This window comes from Enterobacter sp. MGH 24 (genome assembly GCF_000493015.1).
GTDB lineage: Bacteria > Pseudomonadota > Gammaproteobacteria > Enterobacterales > Enterobacteriaceae > Enterobacter.
On record NZ_KI535657.1, the window covers coordinates 2,364,358 to 2,378,180 of the forward strand.

Below are 13,823 nucleotides of genomic sequence, written 5' to 3' on the forward strand. Positions count from 1 at the left end.
GGGATCATTGTCAGTTCTGAATGATCTCAACCGTATGGTTTTGTCCATCATCCTTCATCGGTATTCTGTCATCAGGGAGGAGAACACCATCCAGCGTCACGCAATATTCTGCATCGCCGCGTGAAACACTAATCTGATAATGGCTTTCACCATATTGATATGCCATAGAAAAAGACGACCACTCATCCGGTAACCTGGCATGAACACTAAAGTCAGTGCCGGAACGTTTTATCCCCAGTAATTCCTCGGTAAGTAAACGCCAGGCCCAGCCTGCGGAACCGGTATACCAGCTCCACCCTGCACGTCCGGTATGGGGAGCGACGCTGTAGACATCAGCACTCATGACATAAGGCTCAGCTTTATAAATCCCGACAGAGTCCGCATTCAGGGTATGATTTACAGGGCTGAGCATTGACCAGAGTTGCCAGGCTCGTTCGGCATTCCCCATTCGGGCAAAGGCCATCACTGCCCAGATGGCGCCATGCGTATACTGCCCTCCGTTTTCCCGCACGCCGGGCAGGTACCCCTGTATGTAGCCCGGATTTGGACCGTGTCCGTCGAAAGGAGGCGTTAACAGTTTGATCAGCCCTCCTTCGTTATCCACAAGGTGCTTATCCAGCGCCTGCATGGCCTTTGCGCACCGTCCCGGGCTCGCGGCGCCGGACAATACAGACCAGCTCTGCGCAATCGCATCAATCCGGCAGTCGTGTGAGGTTTTCGATCCCAGGGGAGTACCATCGTCAAAATACCCGCGCCGGTACCATTCCCCATCCCAGGCGTGGGCTTCGAGATTACTTTGCAGGCGCAGAGCCTGTGAACGGCACATCGCGGCGACGCTTTCATCCAGCCTGCGCTCCGCCAGCGCTGCAAACCGCTGCAAAATGTCGTACAGGAAGAAGCCCAGCCAGACGCTTTCACCTTTGCCTTCGATACCCACCCGGTTCATCCCGTCATTCCAGTCACCAGCCCCCATCAGCGGCAGGCCATGCTCCCCGAAGCGAAGTCCATAGTGAATAGCTTTGACGCAGTGTAACCAGAGTGTCTCTTCGGTGCCGCTGATGACCGGCGTGTCATAGACAGACTCTTCACCAGGCTGAAGCGAGCGTCCCTCCAGATAAGGAATGCGTATTTCCAGTGCATCCATATCCCCCGTCGTTTCAACATAGTGGCAAGCAGCAATCGGCAGCCAAAGATAGTCATCGGAACAGCGGGTACGCACACCGTTGCCGTGTGGCGGGTGCCACCAGTGCTGCACATCCCCCTCGATAAACTGCCGTGATGCACAGAGTATTATCTGTTCACGCATCCGGTCCGGAGCAGCGTGGCTCAGAGCCAGCGTATCCTGCAGCTGATCGCGAAAACCAAATGCACCGCCAGACTGATAGTAGCCACTCCGGGCCATAAGACGGCAGGCGACCGTCTGATACAACAACCAACCATTAACCAGTAAATTTACGGACGTGTCGGGGGTGTTAACTACGATTTTATCGAGAACATTGTGCCAGTGATTATGAATCCGGTTCAGCTCCTGGCGGACCGTATCCTCGTTCATGTAGCGGGCCAGCGTCTCCTGAGCACAGACATCATTCTCCTCTGCGCCGAGGATAAAAATAAACGTCCTCTGGTCCCCGTCAATTAATGTAACCGCCGATTGCACCGCTCCGCAGGGATCCAGACCGGCCCCCGTCTTACCAGAAAGCTTTTGCAGTTTCATGGCCGAAGGGGCGTGAAGGGAACCATTACGGCCAATAAACTCCCGGCGATCCCCTGTCAGAGAACAGTCATTACCACTGACGGCAAAAAATGCAGTTCGGCCGCCACCATTATCACCATAAAAGTTATTCGCAAGCACCCCGCAGCCGCCGGGCGTTCTGGCCACATGTGTCACAATGTGAGGGGCTGAGCGCGTTCGTGTTTCTCCGAGCGTCCACTCTACATAGCCTGTGACGGAAAGTTGACGTGTCCGTCCCGAAGAGTTGCTGAGCGTCAGGAGCACCAGTTTAACCGGATCTTCTTCAGCAACCAGGACCGTCAACTCGCTGTCTATACCACTCTCACGATGGGCAAAAACGCTGTAGCCAAAACCATGGCGGGTCAGGTAATCACCGTGTCCGCGAACAGGTAAAGCCGTCGGCGACCAGCACTCCCCGCTCTCTTCATCGCGCAGGTAAAATGCCTCGCCGCTGCGATCGCTCACCGGATCGTTCTCCCACGGCGTCAACCGGTATTCATGGGCATTCTCATACCAGGTATAGGCCTGCCCTGCCTCTGAGATCACACAGCCAAAACGAGAATTTGCCAGTATGTTCGACCAGGGAGCCGGTGTAAGCGCATTTTCCCGAAGGACGATCTGATACTCCCGCCCATCCTGAGAAAATCCACCGTACCCATTGAAATGGCATAACTGACTGGTATCAGGGCTCCAGTCCGTATGTTGATTACGGTCGCGCACAGCACGCGGAATGAATGCCCTTGCCGGCGATTTCAGGGTATGAATACGCTGGTTAAGCTGCTCATTAATACCCCCTGCGCGGTCATCAAGATAAAGACAGGCCACGCTCATCAAAAGCAACTTATCCTCAGCGGAGAGATGCTCACCGTTCCGGACAAAAAGCCCGCCCTTTTTATCCAGCAGACTGGCTTCAGACCCGGCATAAATTAACTCCATAATCTGATTTTGTAATCCCTGCTGGTAGCCGCCGGGGCTGTTATTCAGGATAACCAAATCAACATCCAGCCCTTTCTGTCTCCAGTAACGGTGTGCCTGAATCAGTGTGGTCACTGAGGTGATACTTTCCTCGCTGGTTATACTCAGCAGCACTATCGGCAGATCCCCTGAAATTGCCCAGCCCCACAGTCCGGACTGGCCACGCCGGTTGCGGCCGATCGCCTGGCCTTCGGCGCGCAGCTCCTGGACAGGGTAAAGCACAGCGCTGGCGAGACTATTGAACAACGTGGCATCATCTTCACTGGCGTTCATCTGGCGCAATACCACCAGACTGTGAGACCAGGCCAGTTCAAAGACGCGATCGGCGATAGGGTAATCGCGATATTTCTCCAGCAACGCCAGGCTCTGCTGACGGGTCTCGCTGATGCCATAAATGATATCAATCGTAACCGGCTGCCCCGGCTGCAGAATGATGGCGTTGCGAATTGCCAGTATCGGATCCAGCACCGAGCCCGACGTGTTGCCTAGCATCCCTCCCGTCTCTATTGCCTGTGCATTCGCAGGGTTTCTGCCACGTCCAATAAACTTTGCCCTGTCCGTTTCAAACGACACGTTATGTCGGTTATCGCCGTGCACCACCATCATGTGAAACAGGCAAGGGCCCGGTTCATCCGGTGAGCGCGGGCGCCGGTGGCAAAGAATAGCGTCACGCTCAGGAGCCAGCTCAGTCTGAATAAACAAATTGCTGAATGCCGGGTGTGCCAGATCGCTGGCATCAGGTGCCAGTACCACTTCAGCATAGGTTGTCAGCTCCAGAGAGCGAGGCTTGCGACCACGATGAATCAGTGTGAGCCGTCGCAATTCAACATCATCCTCCGGAGAGATCACCACCTGAGTTTTGACGCTGAGTCCCCCTAAGCTGCGTCTGAATTCTGCCCCCGCATCGGTGAACAACACTTCCTCGTCTTGTCCGCTGGTGTAGCCTGTTGGTTGCAAGGTATTGCTCCACACATCTCCCGTCTGGGTATCGCGGATGTAGCAGAATGCTCCCCAGTTATCACGGGTGGTATCACTGCGCCAGCGCGTTAGTGCAATATCATTCCAGCGGCTGTAACCACCGCCGCCCGCGGTCAACATCAGATGATAATGGCCGTTGGACAGGAGTTGAATATCCGGGGAGGGGGTATCCACGCTATAGAAAATACGGGGTTCATAGCGAACGGGTTTGACCATGCCCTCATGAGATTCAAAATGACGGCGCGGGCTGTACAGATCGACCGCATCCGGCACGCGCTCCTGTAACAGCAGACTCGCTGACCGGAATACCGTGCTGGACATAAAGCGTTCAGTCATGGGGGCGTCAAGCAGCACATGAGCCAGCGCCTGAAATGCCATACCCTGGTGATGCGCCATCCAGGACTGTACCACCGCATAGAGCTGACCGGTTGCAAGACGTGAGGGGGTATAGTCCAGCGCTTCATAAAAACCGTATTCTCCGCGTGCACCATTTTTTTGCAGCCTGAACAGGTTCTCACAGGCTCTCTGTGGGGAAACCATCAGCGCCAGCAGCGTGGCGTAAGGAGCAACAACCATGTCATCGGCAAGTCCCCTGCGCAGACCGAGCCCCGGTACGCCAAATGCCTGATACTGATAATTATGCTGAACATCAAAAGCATGATAGCCAGACTCTGAAACACCCCATGGTACCCCGCGTTCTTTCCCCCAGTGAATCTGGCGCATAACCGCCGACTGACTCATTTCATCGAGCAGGCTGCCGGGCCAGGTGGGCATCACCAGATTCGGCATCAGATATTCAAACATGGATCCGCTCCATGACATCAGGGCAGTTTCATTATCAATCGTGGTAAACAATCGACCCAGCGCGTACCAGCTTTTAAGAGGCAGCTGATTAGTCGCAATGGCAAGAAAACTGGTCAGGCGGATTTCAGACGGCAGGAGATCGTAGTGGCTCTTGTCAGGCATATTGGTGTCACAGTTATAACCGACGCTGAGCAGACTGGTTGCTTCACTGTACAGAAAGGCGAAATCCATCCGGGCATGCTCATCCAGCCGCTGTTCCAGCTCGGTGATAATATTGAGTCGCATTCGGGCCTGCTCCGCCACTGACGCCGGAGGCGTTCCTGTACCGGTTAATGTCGGACGGGCAAGCTCGCTCAGCGTCGGCAACTTCTGTTCATTCCAGGATGCAGGCAACCAGCCAAGCAACAGAGACCACTCATGGCAAAGCTGAACCAGTTGATGCTCCAGATTTCCAGCCCAGCGCATCTGAAGAGGAGATCCCTGATGACATGCGCTGGTCAGATGGTTGCACTGGGTGCGCATGCTTTTCAGTTCGCTGAAAAGCGCCTGCGGAGAGAGCGACACCGCGTTCAGGCAGTGCTTGCGCAGCAGTCTCAGGCTGTCAGGTGGGTTCTTACCCCACTGTTTTTCCAGAATATCCAGCGTATCGTTCAGTCCTGCCAGTATCTGTTGGTTGCTTAAAACAGGCTGATGACGCATGGCGGACAGGCCTGCACGCAGGGTCAATAAATGCCCGGCCATATTGCCGCTGTCGACGCTGGAGATATAGCGTGGACTTAGGGGGACCAGCGTACGGGTGTCATACCAGTTGTAGAGATGGCCCCGGTAGTGCTCCATTTTATCCATCGTGTCGAGCGTGAGCGACACGCGCCGGAGCACCTCTCCGCCAGGCAGGTAGCCAAAGTCCCATGCCGTCAGGTTAGCCATAAGTGAAAGACCAATATTGGTAGGAGAAGTTCGGTGTGCCACCGTCGGTTGTGGTATTTCCTGATAATTATCAGGCGGAAGCCAGTTCTCTTTTGCTGTGGCAAATGTTTCAAAAAAAGCCCAGATTTCACGGCTTGTCTGGCGTAACAGCTGTTTTTGTTCCTGATTAGGCGAAAAAACCTTACGCACGGGCTGGCGACTCAGCCAGCTCATCAGCAGCGGTGCCACACACCATACCAAACCGATCGGTAACGCAATCCCCAGCAGCTGTGGGGCAAATTGTCCGGTCAGTATTGTCAGCGCCACGCCACCGGCAACGTTCAGCCACATCGCCTGATAAAAACGTGCAACAGTGGGTCTGGCCTGACTGCTGTCCTGGCTGTGGCTGACCCACTGGCTGAGGTGACGCCTGCTTATCCCCAGTCGCCATAGCGTCACGGCGATCGCTTTCAACGAATATCCGGCTTCGTGCGGCAGTATCGCAAAATTAAGGCTGATACCTGACAAACGCTTCAGCGCGCCCGCCCCCACCAGTAACAGATGCGGCTTCACGCGGCGACGCAGAGGTTTATGCAGAAGGTCATGGCTGATGCAGAGGATGGCTGGCAACAGCCATATCAGCAACAGTATGCCCAGCCAGTAAACCGGATTGGGTACCCAAAGCAGAGTGAAGAACAGCAATATCAGTAAAGAGGGGGCGACCAGACTGCGACGTAGATTATCGAGTAATTTCCAGTAAGAAAGCGCGGTCAGCGGATTCCTGACCCGGGTTCCATCGGCTTTTCTGACGCGTGGTTTTAGCCAGTTAAGCAGTTGCCAGTCACCCCGGATCCAGCGTGAACGTCGTGCAACATCCGACAGATAATTATTAGGGTACTGTTCGTACAGTAACACCTCGCTCAGCAGACCCGAACGTGCATAGCATCCTTCAAGCAGATCGTGGCTGAGTACCAGATTTTCCGGGCAGATGTTGGTAGTGGCCTGCATAAAAATATCAACATCGTAAATCCCTTTGCCCACAAACGAGCCTTCCCCAAAGAGATCCTGATAAATATCCGAAGACATCATCGAATAAGGGTTATTGCCCGGTACGCTGCTGCGCAGGGCTGCGTAACGCCCCTGACCGTTGCGTGGTATCTCCTCCGCAAGACCGGGCTGTAAAATACCGAATCCTTTGACAACCCTCTGGCGTACCGGATCATACTCAGGCGTATTCAGCGGATGCGCCATCGTCGCGACGAGTTTGTGTGCCGTATCGCGCGGGAGCACCGTATCGCTGTCCAGGGTAATGACGTATTTTATGTGACCCGGTAAAAGGTGGGCAGGCATCTCTGCAACGCTGACGAATTGCGTTCCGGGATGGCGCAACCAGCTGTTCAGTAACGCCAGTTTTCCCCGCTTGCGTTCATAGCCCATCCACGCTCCTTCCGAGGGGTTCCATTCAGGCTGGCGATGTAACAGATAAAAACGTGGTCGGCCGGAGGGGTAGCGGCGATTAAGCGCCTGCGTATCGGCGATAGCCTGTCTGAGCAGCGCGTGACTTTCCGGCGAGGGTTCATTTTCAGAATCAGCAAAATCAGTGAGCAGCGCGAACCTGAGATTTTCGTTTTCATTCCCCAACCAGCAGACTTCAAGACTGGTGAGGAGCTGGCTGAAACTTTCGTGGCTGGTCAACATGCAGGGAATGACTAACATGGTGGCACTTTCAGCGGGAATACCGGCTGAAAAATCCATCCCCGGCAAGGGTCGAGGAACGCGAAAACGGGTGGTTGCATCACTGAGCAAATCGCTCATTAACTGAGTTAATGCGATAATCAGAGGTAATATCACCGCGATCAATAGCCAGTCTGCGCCCTGCATGGCGGTTTCGTGCAATATTGCTGCGGTCGCTGCGGTTGTCAGCAACGCCAGGCTTCCAAGCCATGACAGCAGGGTTATTCTGTTGAAACTGTGCCGCAAGCGTATGAGCCTTGAGGCGTCTGCCAGGAGATGAATATCCAGCGCCTGTCGACCTTCGCCCGCAAGATAATAACCAACATGATGTTCCGGTGTATCGGGCGCTTTTTCCTCTGAAAGCGCCAGCACCTTCTCAGCAACCTCAGGCTCGCTGAGACCGCTGTCCCTGGCCAGAACCTCAACTACGTGCCGGTAATGATCCCGGGTATTGAAGTGCATCCGGGGATAGATGCCGGCAGGATCATTGCGTAATGCCTGTTCGACAACGCTTATCGTTTCGGCGAAATCAGCCCAGTCCGTTTCACTCAATAAACGCAGGCCCGCGATGCTGTTACTGACGGACAGCTGGCTGGCGGCAAGCTGCTGATTGAAACTATGTATGAGAACGTCAGTGGTGATCCCCTGTTCCCGAAGGCACTGATCAACCCAGGTCAGAGGTAACGACAGCGCGTTGCCATGCCCCTGCAGGCGCCGCACCAGCTCTGCGACAAACGCACTGGTTAACGGAGGTCGGGAGCGCGCCATATCGGCAACCACCATGATTAAATCACCAGGCGCACTCTCTGCGCATTCGACAATCCTTGTTATCCACGTATCAGCAAGGTTTCTGTCCTGCTGCGCTTTTATCACTTCCATACTGATACGACGAAGATTTTCAATCAGCGCAAGGCGCAGCATTCCCGGTAACGCCCAGACTTCACCCAGCGTCAGCGGCGTCACCTGTTGATAGGCAGTGAGATAGCTGGTCAGGCTGGCGGCATCCCAGCGGCCATCGCCGTGAGCAATGGCCTCTGATGCAATATGATAAATTCGTGGGCAATTCAACGGCGATACAAGCGACGGAAGACCTTTGCCAAAGCTTTTCGGCAGATGCTGGCGGACAGTGCGGATTTGTTCCTCAATCAGATAATAATTGTCCAGCAGCCATTCACCGGCGGGCATGATACTGGTCTTTTTACCCGCGTTAAGCTCATAGCAGTTTTGGGTAATGACGGCCTCATTGTCGCCAAGCCGTTTCAGAAGATAATAAGGATGCCTATCCGGTGATACTTTATGAGTCCGCGCCAGCTTCTGGCCGTAGCGTTCCATCTGGACGGTCGAAAAGAGTTCTGACCGCGGCGAGCTTTCACCGGCAGGATCGTTCGCCGAAAACGTTATGTTTTCGGCAGCATTCATCAGAATACGGGAGCGGTTAAACCACGCTCTGGGGATCATTTTCATAGCATTGCTCTGATGCGACGTTAGCGCGCAGGAGCAGTTGAGAAATCAGTTCAGAAACGTTCTCTCAGGATGGGCGTCAGGCATCAGGGATTTAACAGCTGCCGGAATCTAACATAAGTATAGGACATGAGCTCTGTTCTGCGGTTTTGGTCGAGCTAGCGTCGGGAGATAAACAGAGCCTTACATCCGGGGCAAAGCATGGTCTGGTTGAGCCGGATTTTTGACAACGGTTGTACTGATTTTAAGCCACAAACAGGACAGGCAGCAGTGGCAGTAGACGCACTGCTGAAGAATTTCATTGCGTAATTGATAACAGACATAACCATTAACCTTTCAATGAATGAGCTTCACCGTACCACATGTGGTTAAGTTTTAATCTATCTATTTTGACACACTGAAAATCAGGAAAGATAAATGTTCGCAGCCACAGGCCCCCTGAGACCGTTTATCCGGCAAAACTCTATGCGGCTTCCAGGGATGAGTAATTCTGATTCGCGAGAGTTAACGGCTGAAATGTGAAGCAGAACGTCTTTTCGTCCATCAGATGGGATGATGAGGCCTTTACCACTAAGAATATCAAAGCTTTTGACAATTCCTGTCATTTTATGGGACAAGTCAATTCCTTATTGAAAACACGTAAAGACTATACATTGAAAATGGCATTCAGCCACTTTTATTTTCCCTACAGGACCTCTGGACGGCTAAAAGATAATTTGCTTATATCGATTCCCTGTGCCTTAATGAATCCCATCAGTTCGATGTACTAATGAAAGTTAGAAATTTTCCGGGCAGTTCTCATTACCAGGCGCTATCGTTGATATCCCCTCTTTTGAGTCCATATGTTTAATCTTATACGTTTACTATCAATACAATCATGTATAACGGAGTCAGTATGACCTCTAGAATTATGGGCCTGGTTAAATGGTTTAACGAAGACAAAGGTTTTGGCTTCATCTCTCCTCTTGATGGCAGCAAAGATATCTTTGTCCATTTATCTGCACTTGATGGCGACAACTTTAAAACCTTATTTGAAGGTCAGAAAGTTGAATTCGCCATTCACCGCGGAGACAAGGGTCCTGCTGCTGCAAACGTAACACTTTGCGATAAATAAATCATTGTGGGTCTGCGATAACGATGAAGGATTATTCCTGAGTAGACAGATCCATAACTTAAATCAGATGAAAGTCGTTTATTCATAATATCTGATCAGCATATTTTTCAAAATTATGAGTATGCTAACCGATGTGATGAAGTGCAGTACTACTGCATAAAAAGTCTAAAAGCACAAACTAACCACATGTTAAATAAGAAGTGCGTAATGGCTTTGACCTTAATGGCATCTGCCAGTTAATATCCACGAGAGAACATGGTAATAGAATATGATTAAAGTCCTTGTTTTCTTTAATGCTGAATCCTGTAAAGTCATGACCGTTCTGGAAGGTATATCCTCTATCAGGCAGGAATATCCAAACGGTGAAGAAACACATCTTCGGATTATGTCTGCAGGTTTTCCTTCCTTAACTGGCGATCATGGTATTGTTTACGTGGCTACTGACAGGGAGTTAACGTCACAGGAGATACTTGATGCGGCCAGGAAATATTTATAGCATTTTTGTCATGCTCTCTGCTCCACGTTTAATTGCATGCTTACCCTATTTATCAGAATCGAACAAAAAATGAGTTGAAAACATTTATGGCCTGCTAACAGCAGGCTTTTTTTTACATTACACTTTTTAGAAACACCTCTATAAAGAGAGAGTAATTCGCTACCTTCTGACAAAATGCAGGTGTCTCTCCCCTGCGTGCCATCTTGCCATTTGTGAAAAACCTTGCTAAGCGGCGGCGCTGTCTCTCCTCATTTTAAATCTCATCAGGTGTGACTGAAGCAATAAGTTATGAGGATATAAAAAGGCTCTCCGGATGACTCCTGGCATCATAGTTTTAAGTACCTTCAAAAATGCATGGACATTTCGTATGAGTTGTAATTTAGTTCTTGCACATTCTTCTTAATTTTTCTTGCGATAAGAGATTTATATAAGTAGTCTAAACCTCGTTAATAACAATATGTCCCAATCGCATTAAAATGCTCAGTAAGAAAAATCGTGTTGATGAGCAACCGTCGACATTGGTATTTGCTGAACAACGAAAAAACTTTAAAAGGTCTCTTTATGTCAGATGCTCTAACACAGTTAAACAATATCCGTACCTTACGTTCTCAGACTCGTGAAATGTCATTAGATGTACTGGAAGATGTTCTGGAAAAGTTTAAAATTATTCTTATAGAACGACGAGAAGAAGAGACATTACGTCTTGCAAATGAAAGTCAGCGCCGCGATAAACTGGAAAGACTTCGTCAGATGATGCTTGATGAGGGTATCGACCCCTCCGAACTTTTAGCTGCTATTGGCTCTTCGGGTAAGGCTAAAAGGACGCGCTCCCCCCGCCCCGCGAAGTATCGATATACTGACGAAACTGGAGAGTCAAAAACATGGTCAGGTCAGGGGCGAATGCCGAAGCGGATCTCAAATCTGATTGCTGAAGGTGGGGAATTAAAAGATTTTGAAATCAGCTAAAAAGAGCCGGGTATAACCCGGCTCTTTTTTGTATAGGCCGCAAGTTGCCTTAGAGAATAGTCGAGAAACATTTAGTTCCGTTGATGTAACCGAGAAGCTGTTTAAAATCACAGTGCTGCTTAAGGGACAAACCGGTTATCTTGCAGATCGTTACAGCGAGCAAAAAGAGAGCCATCAGGAGCTTTCATCCCGAGTTAATTAGGACAATATATAATGTATGTTCTTCGTGAATCCATACTGCATGAGCTTAACAACGTCCGTTATTGGCACAAAGCAGTCGATACAGCCTCTTACGCATCAGTTGTATAAATCCAGTCAGTACATTGAGGACATATCTTCTCTCCTTGCCAACAAATGTGGCACCAGTTGCATCGCCATTGCCGTATCGTCGTGTTAGTAGGTCGAAGGCGCTTTTCTAGAGGTGGAATGGTTTTTGGCAAGGTCTGTTCTGGTGCTATTTGGTGCTTGTTAAATCGACATGTTTTAAGCCGAGCAACATTGTTGATACTCCCCGGCAGGTGCACAAACGTTCTTGTAGATGTCAGGGGATCAAACTGAACACCTATCTGCAGTTTGCAGTAAATACAATGCAATGAATCAAAATCAACCTGTTGAACCGATTCTGGTGTAACCCATTCGCCCTCTACGGTGACGGCGTGAGTGGCTAAGACGAAGTAATTCATCATGAACTCCGTAACAAATGAAAAAAGCCAGCATGGTTAGCTGGCTTTGTGGATTGAAGGGGGGAAGGAAGCATTACCGACTGTTACCACGGGTTAGGTTTACCGGCCTATTTATGTTCTCTTCCTTTTTTTCAATGAACGTACTTCTCCGCGACCAAAGGTTCTGGCATTACCCGGAAGAACCAGACGTGCGCAGGCATCAATTTTGGTGATGTAACTTAGTGCCTTAAGTAACCCCTTGTCCTTACTACTGTCACCGCGTTGCAGTTTGCCGAGGCAGCAGTCCTCATAACGCTCTTTGTAAGCGTTGCAGTTGTAGAACATGCCTTTACCTTTAGTAATGGTTTCATTCCAGTATTTCCCGAAAGCATGAGCAATCACGCCATCCTGTTGTGCCTTATTGCCATTTAAGATAAACAGCATGTGGTAATGAAACTTACGTTGTGGGCCATATTCCAGTTTCCATATCGTCCCGAGGACATGGCGAAATATTGGATTCTTTTGCATATTACGAAATAACTGCTGGCGATGCTTACGGGCGTCATCAGCAGTGATGTCCGCTTTATGCTCATTCGCCCATGATAAATCAACCCGCAAGATCAGCAGTCGGGAATGACGCTCCTGCAGATGTCTGATGTAATTCATCACTCCCTTCAGGTTTTTAACTGAAACCCTCTGGTACTTTCTGCATGCCTTTTTAAACCCTGCCTGACTCACTGCGAATCGGTAATCCTGCATCAACTTGTTCAGCATCTCTGCAGTAGTTACGGTATCTGCCCCTATTATTTTCCCGTTATGGACACGAGAATATAAATCGGCGCTAGTAAATAAACGCTGGAATGTAGCTATACGTGGATTAGCCATTCGTACTTTCATCGCATCCAGGGGCAACATATTGAGATAACGGATGGCATCAAGAATGATGGCTGATTCTGCACTCTCTTTGTATCCTGAACGGTTATACAGAATAGTGAAGGGTAACTTACGTCCTCTGCTGAGAGTTTTAAGGCAACTGTCCAGTTGTTCTAATCTGAACCTGAATTCATTGTCATCGGATATGATGAGATAAGGATTGTTATTCTCAGTGTGATATTCAGCGTGAGATAACAGTATTGATTCTGGTAAGTTCATAATGTATTTCTCTAAAGCCAGTCAACAATAGCTGACTGGCAATATGTAAGGGTGTTTATTGAATGAATGTCTTTGTATGATATTCAGTATGAATAGTGATATCAGAGGTTATGCTTGTGCAATAACGCAATGTACCTGTGTGACGCTACACTGGGTGTGATATCGCATGTTTATATGAAGTGTTATTGATAGGTGGGAGTGTATTAAAGAGCATTTGATAATGCATTAAATACAATAATAAATAAACCGTCTTTATAAATCACATGAAACCCATGTGCGACAAGACACGGAAGTATAAAATCATGGTGTGAAGTTAGTGATCTTTTTATCACTATCTTTAATTGTCTTTATGCTCTCGATTCATTAATGCGGGCTTCAAACCATTCTTTTACTTCACGTTCAATCCAGCGGGAACTGCGGCCAAACTTTACAGGTTTTGGAAATTTACCTTGCTGAGCCATTTTATAAAACCACTTATCAGACAAACCGGTCATTTCGGTAATAAACTGCATACTGACAAATCTATCTTCGTAAATATCAATCGTGTTCATGACATGTCTCCGTAAATGTAACAGGAGGACACCGGTCGGCATCCTTTCATGTCATGGGTCGCATATGTAAGATTTTACTTTTATGAACAGGAGACGCGAATGACGTAACAGTGGCCATATTTTAACGTCATGGCTGTGCAGCCGGTCCACAACCTTCTCCTCCCTCTTTTGGATGCTGCGCGTTGCGCTCACATCCATCACTTTACTCCAGCATACCTGAAGGGTATGAATTTTCACTTTTCATGCATTAAACTCAGTATTCATAGCTACTTCAGATGATTTAACACCTACG

At 49.6% G+C, this 13,823-nt stretch carries 9 protein-coding genes and 1 pseudogene; 4 read left to right on the plus strand and 6 right to left on the minus strand.

Annotated elements, in window-relative coordinates:
• Positions 1 to 10 precede the first annotated feature (10 nt).
• The 3 genes from L370_RS10710 to cspF form a co-directional block, all read right to left on the minus strand.
• Entirely contained in the window at positions 11 to 8,593 is an 8,583-nt protein-coding gene (locus L370_RS10710; protein ID WP_023334624.1) for a GH36-type glycosyl hydrolase domain-containing protein, read from the minus strand.
• Positions 8,594 to 8,748: 155 nt separating this feature from the next.
• Positions 8,749 to 8,919, minus strand: coding sequence for a YnfU family zinc-binding protein (locus tag L370_RS23620; RefSeq protein ID WP_305955329.1), 171 nt, complete (start codon positions 8,917 to 8,919; stop codon positions 8,749 to 8,751).
• 75 nt (positions 8,920 to 8,994) lie between these two features.
• Positions 8,995 to 9,207, minus strand: a complete 213-nt coding sequence (cspF, locus tag L370_RS22750; protein ID WP_001446195.1) for a cold shock-like protein CspF — start codon at positions 9,205 to 9,207, stop codon at positions 8,995 to 8,997.
• Positions 9,208 to 9,485: 278 nt separating this feature from the next.
• On the opposite strand from cspF, the gene L370_RS10705 reads away from it, so the two are divergent.
• The 4 genes and pseudogenes from L370_RS10705 to L370_RS23210 all read left to right on the plus strand — a co-directional run.
• Positions 9,486 to 9,704: a cold shock domain-containing protein gene (locus L370_RS10705; protein WP_000203924.1), complete on the plus strand. Its 219-nt coding sequence runs from the start codon at positions 9,486 to 9,488 to the stop codon at positions 9,702 to 9,704.
• Between the two features lie 268 nt (positions 9,705 to 9,972).
• Positions 9,973 to 10,200 carry a hypothetical protein gene (locus L370_RS0121925; RefSeq protein ID WP_010434226.1) on the plus strand — a complete coding sequence of 76 codons (228 nt, stop codon included), beginning with the start codon at positions 9,973 to 9,975 and terminating at the stop codon, positions 10,198 to 10,200.
• 561 nt (positions 10,201 to 10,761) lie between these two features.
• Positions 10,762 to 11,166 carry an H-NS family histone-like protein gene (locus L370_RS0121930; protein ID WP_181013001.1) on the plus strand — a complete coding sequence of 135 codons (405 nt, stop codon included), beginning with the start codon at positions 10,762 to 10,764 and terminating at the stop codon, positions 11,164 to 11,166.
• A 52-nt stretch (positions 11,167 to 11,218) separates the two neighbouring features.
• A pseudogene (locus tag L370_RS23210) lies at positions 11,219 to 11,368 on the plus strand (arsenical resistance protein ArsH); the annotation flags it as partial.
• A gap of 88 nt (positions 11,369 to 11,456) precedes the next feature.
• On the opposite strand, the gene L370_RS22755 reads toward L370_RS23210, so the two are convergent.
• The 3 genes from L370_RS22755 to L370_RS10695 all read right to left on the minus strand — a co-directional run bounded on the left by L370_RS22755 (position 11,457) and on the right by L370_RS10695 (position 13,531).
• Positions 11,457 to 11,852 (minus strand): putative zinc ribbon protein, encoded by a 396-nt coding sequence (locus tag L370_RS22755; protein WP_309599207.1) that lies wholly within the window; start codon positions 11,850 to 11,852, stop codon positions 11,457 to 11,459.
• A 108-nt stretch (positions 11,853 to 11,960) separates the two neighbouring features.
• Entirely contained in the window at positions 11,961 to 12,980 is a 1,020-nt protein-coding gene (locus L370_RS10700) for a YagK/YfjJ domain-containing protein (protein WP_023334625.1), read from the minus strand.
• A gap of 347 nt (positions 12,981 to 13,327) precedes the next feature.
• Positions 13,328 to 13,531, minus strand: coding sequence for a helix-turn-helix transcriptional regulator (locus L370_RS10695; protein ID WP_023334626.1), 204 nt, complete (start codon positions 13,529 to 13,531; stop codon positions 13,328 to 13,330).
• Between the last annotated feature and the right edge of the window lie 292 nt (positions 13,532 to 13,823).

What these genes read in the sequence shown, in the direction of transcription:
- L370_RS23620 (WP_305955329.1), bottom strand. Translation starts at nt 8,919, where the DNA reads ATGGTTATGTCTGTTATCAATTACGCAATGAAATTCTTCAGCAGTGCG.
- L370_RS22755 (WP_309599207.1), bottom strand. Translation starts at nt 11,852, where the DNA reads ATGATGAATTACTTCGTCTTAGCCACTCACGCCGTCACCGTAGAGGGC.
- L370_RS10695 (WP_023334626.1), bottom strand. Translation starts at nt 13,531, where the DNA reads ATGAACACGATTGATATTTACGAAGATAGATTTGTCAGTATGCAGTTT.
- L370_RS0121930 (WP_181013001.1), top strand. Translation starts at nt 10,762, where the DNA reads ATGTCAGATGCTCTAACACAGTTAAACAATATCCGTACCTTACGTTCT.
- L370_RS10710 (WP_023334624.1), bottom strand. Translation starts at nt 8,593, where the DNA reads ATGAAAATGATCCCCAGAGCGTGGTTTAACCGCTCCCGTATTCTGATG.
- L370_RS0121925 (WP_010434226.1), top strand. Translation starts at nt 9,973, where the DNA reads ATGATTAAAGTCCTTGTTTTCTTTAATGCTGAATCCTGTAAAGTCATG.
- L370_RS10705 (WP_000203924.1), top strand. Translation starts at nt 9,486, where the DNA reads ATGACCTCTAGAATTATGGGCCTGGTTAAATGGTTTAACGAAGACAAA.
- L370_RS10700 (WP_023334625.1), bottom strand. Translation starts at nt 12,980, where the DNA reads ATGAACTTACCAGAATCAATACTGTTATCTCACGCTGAATATCACACT.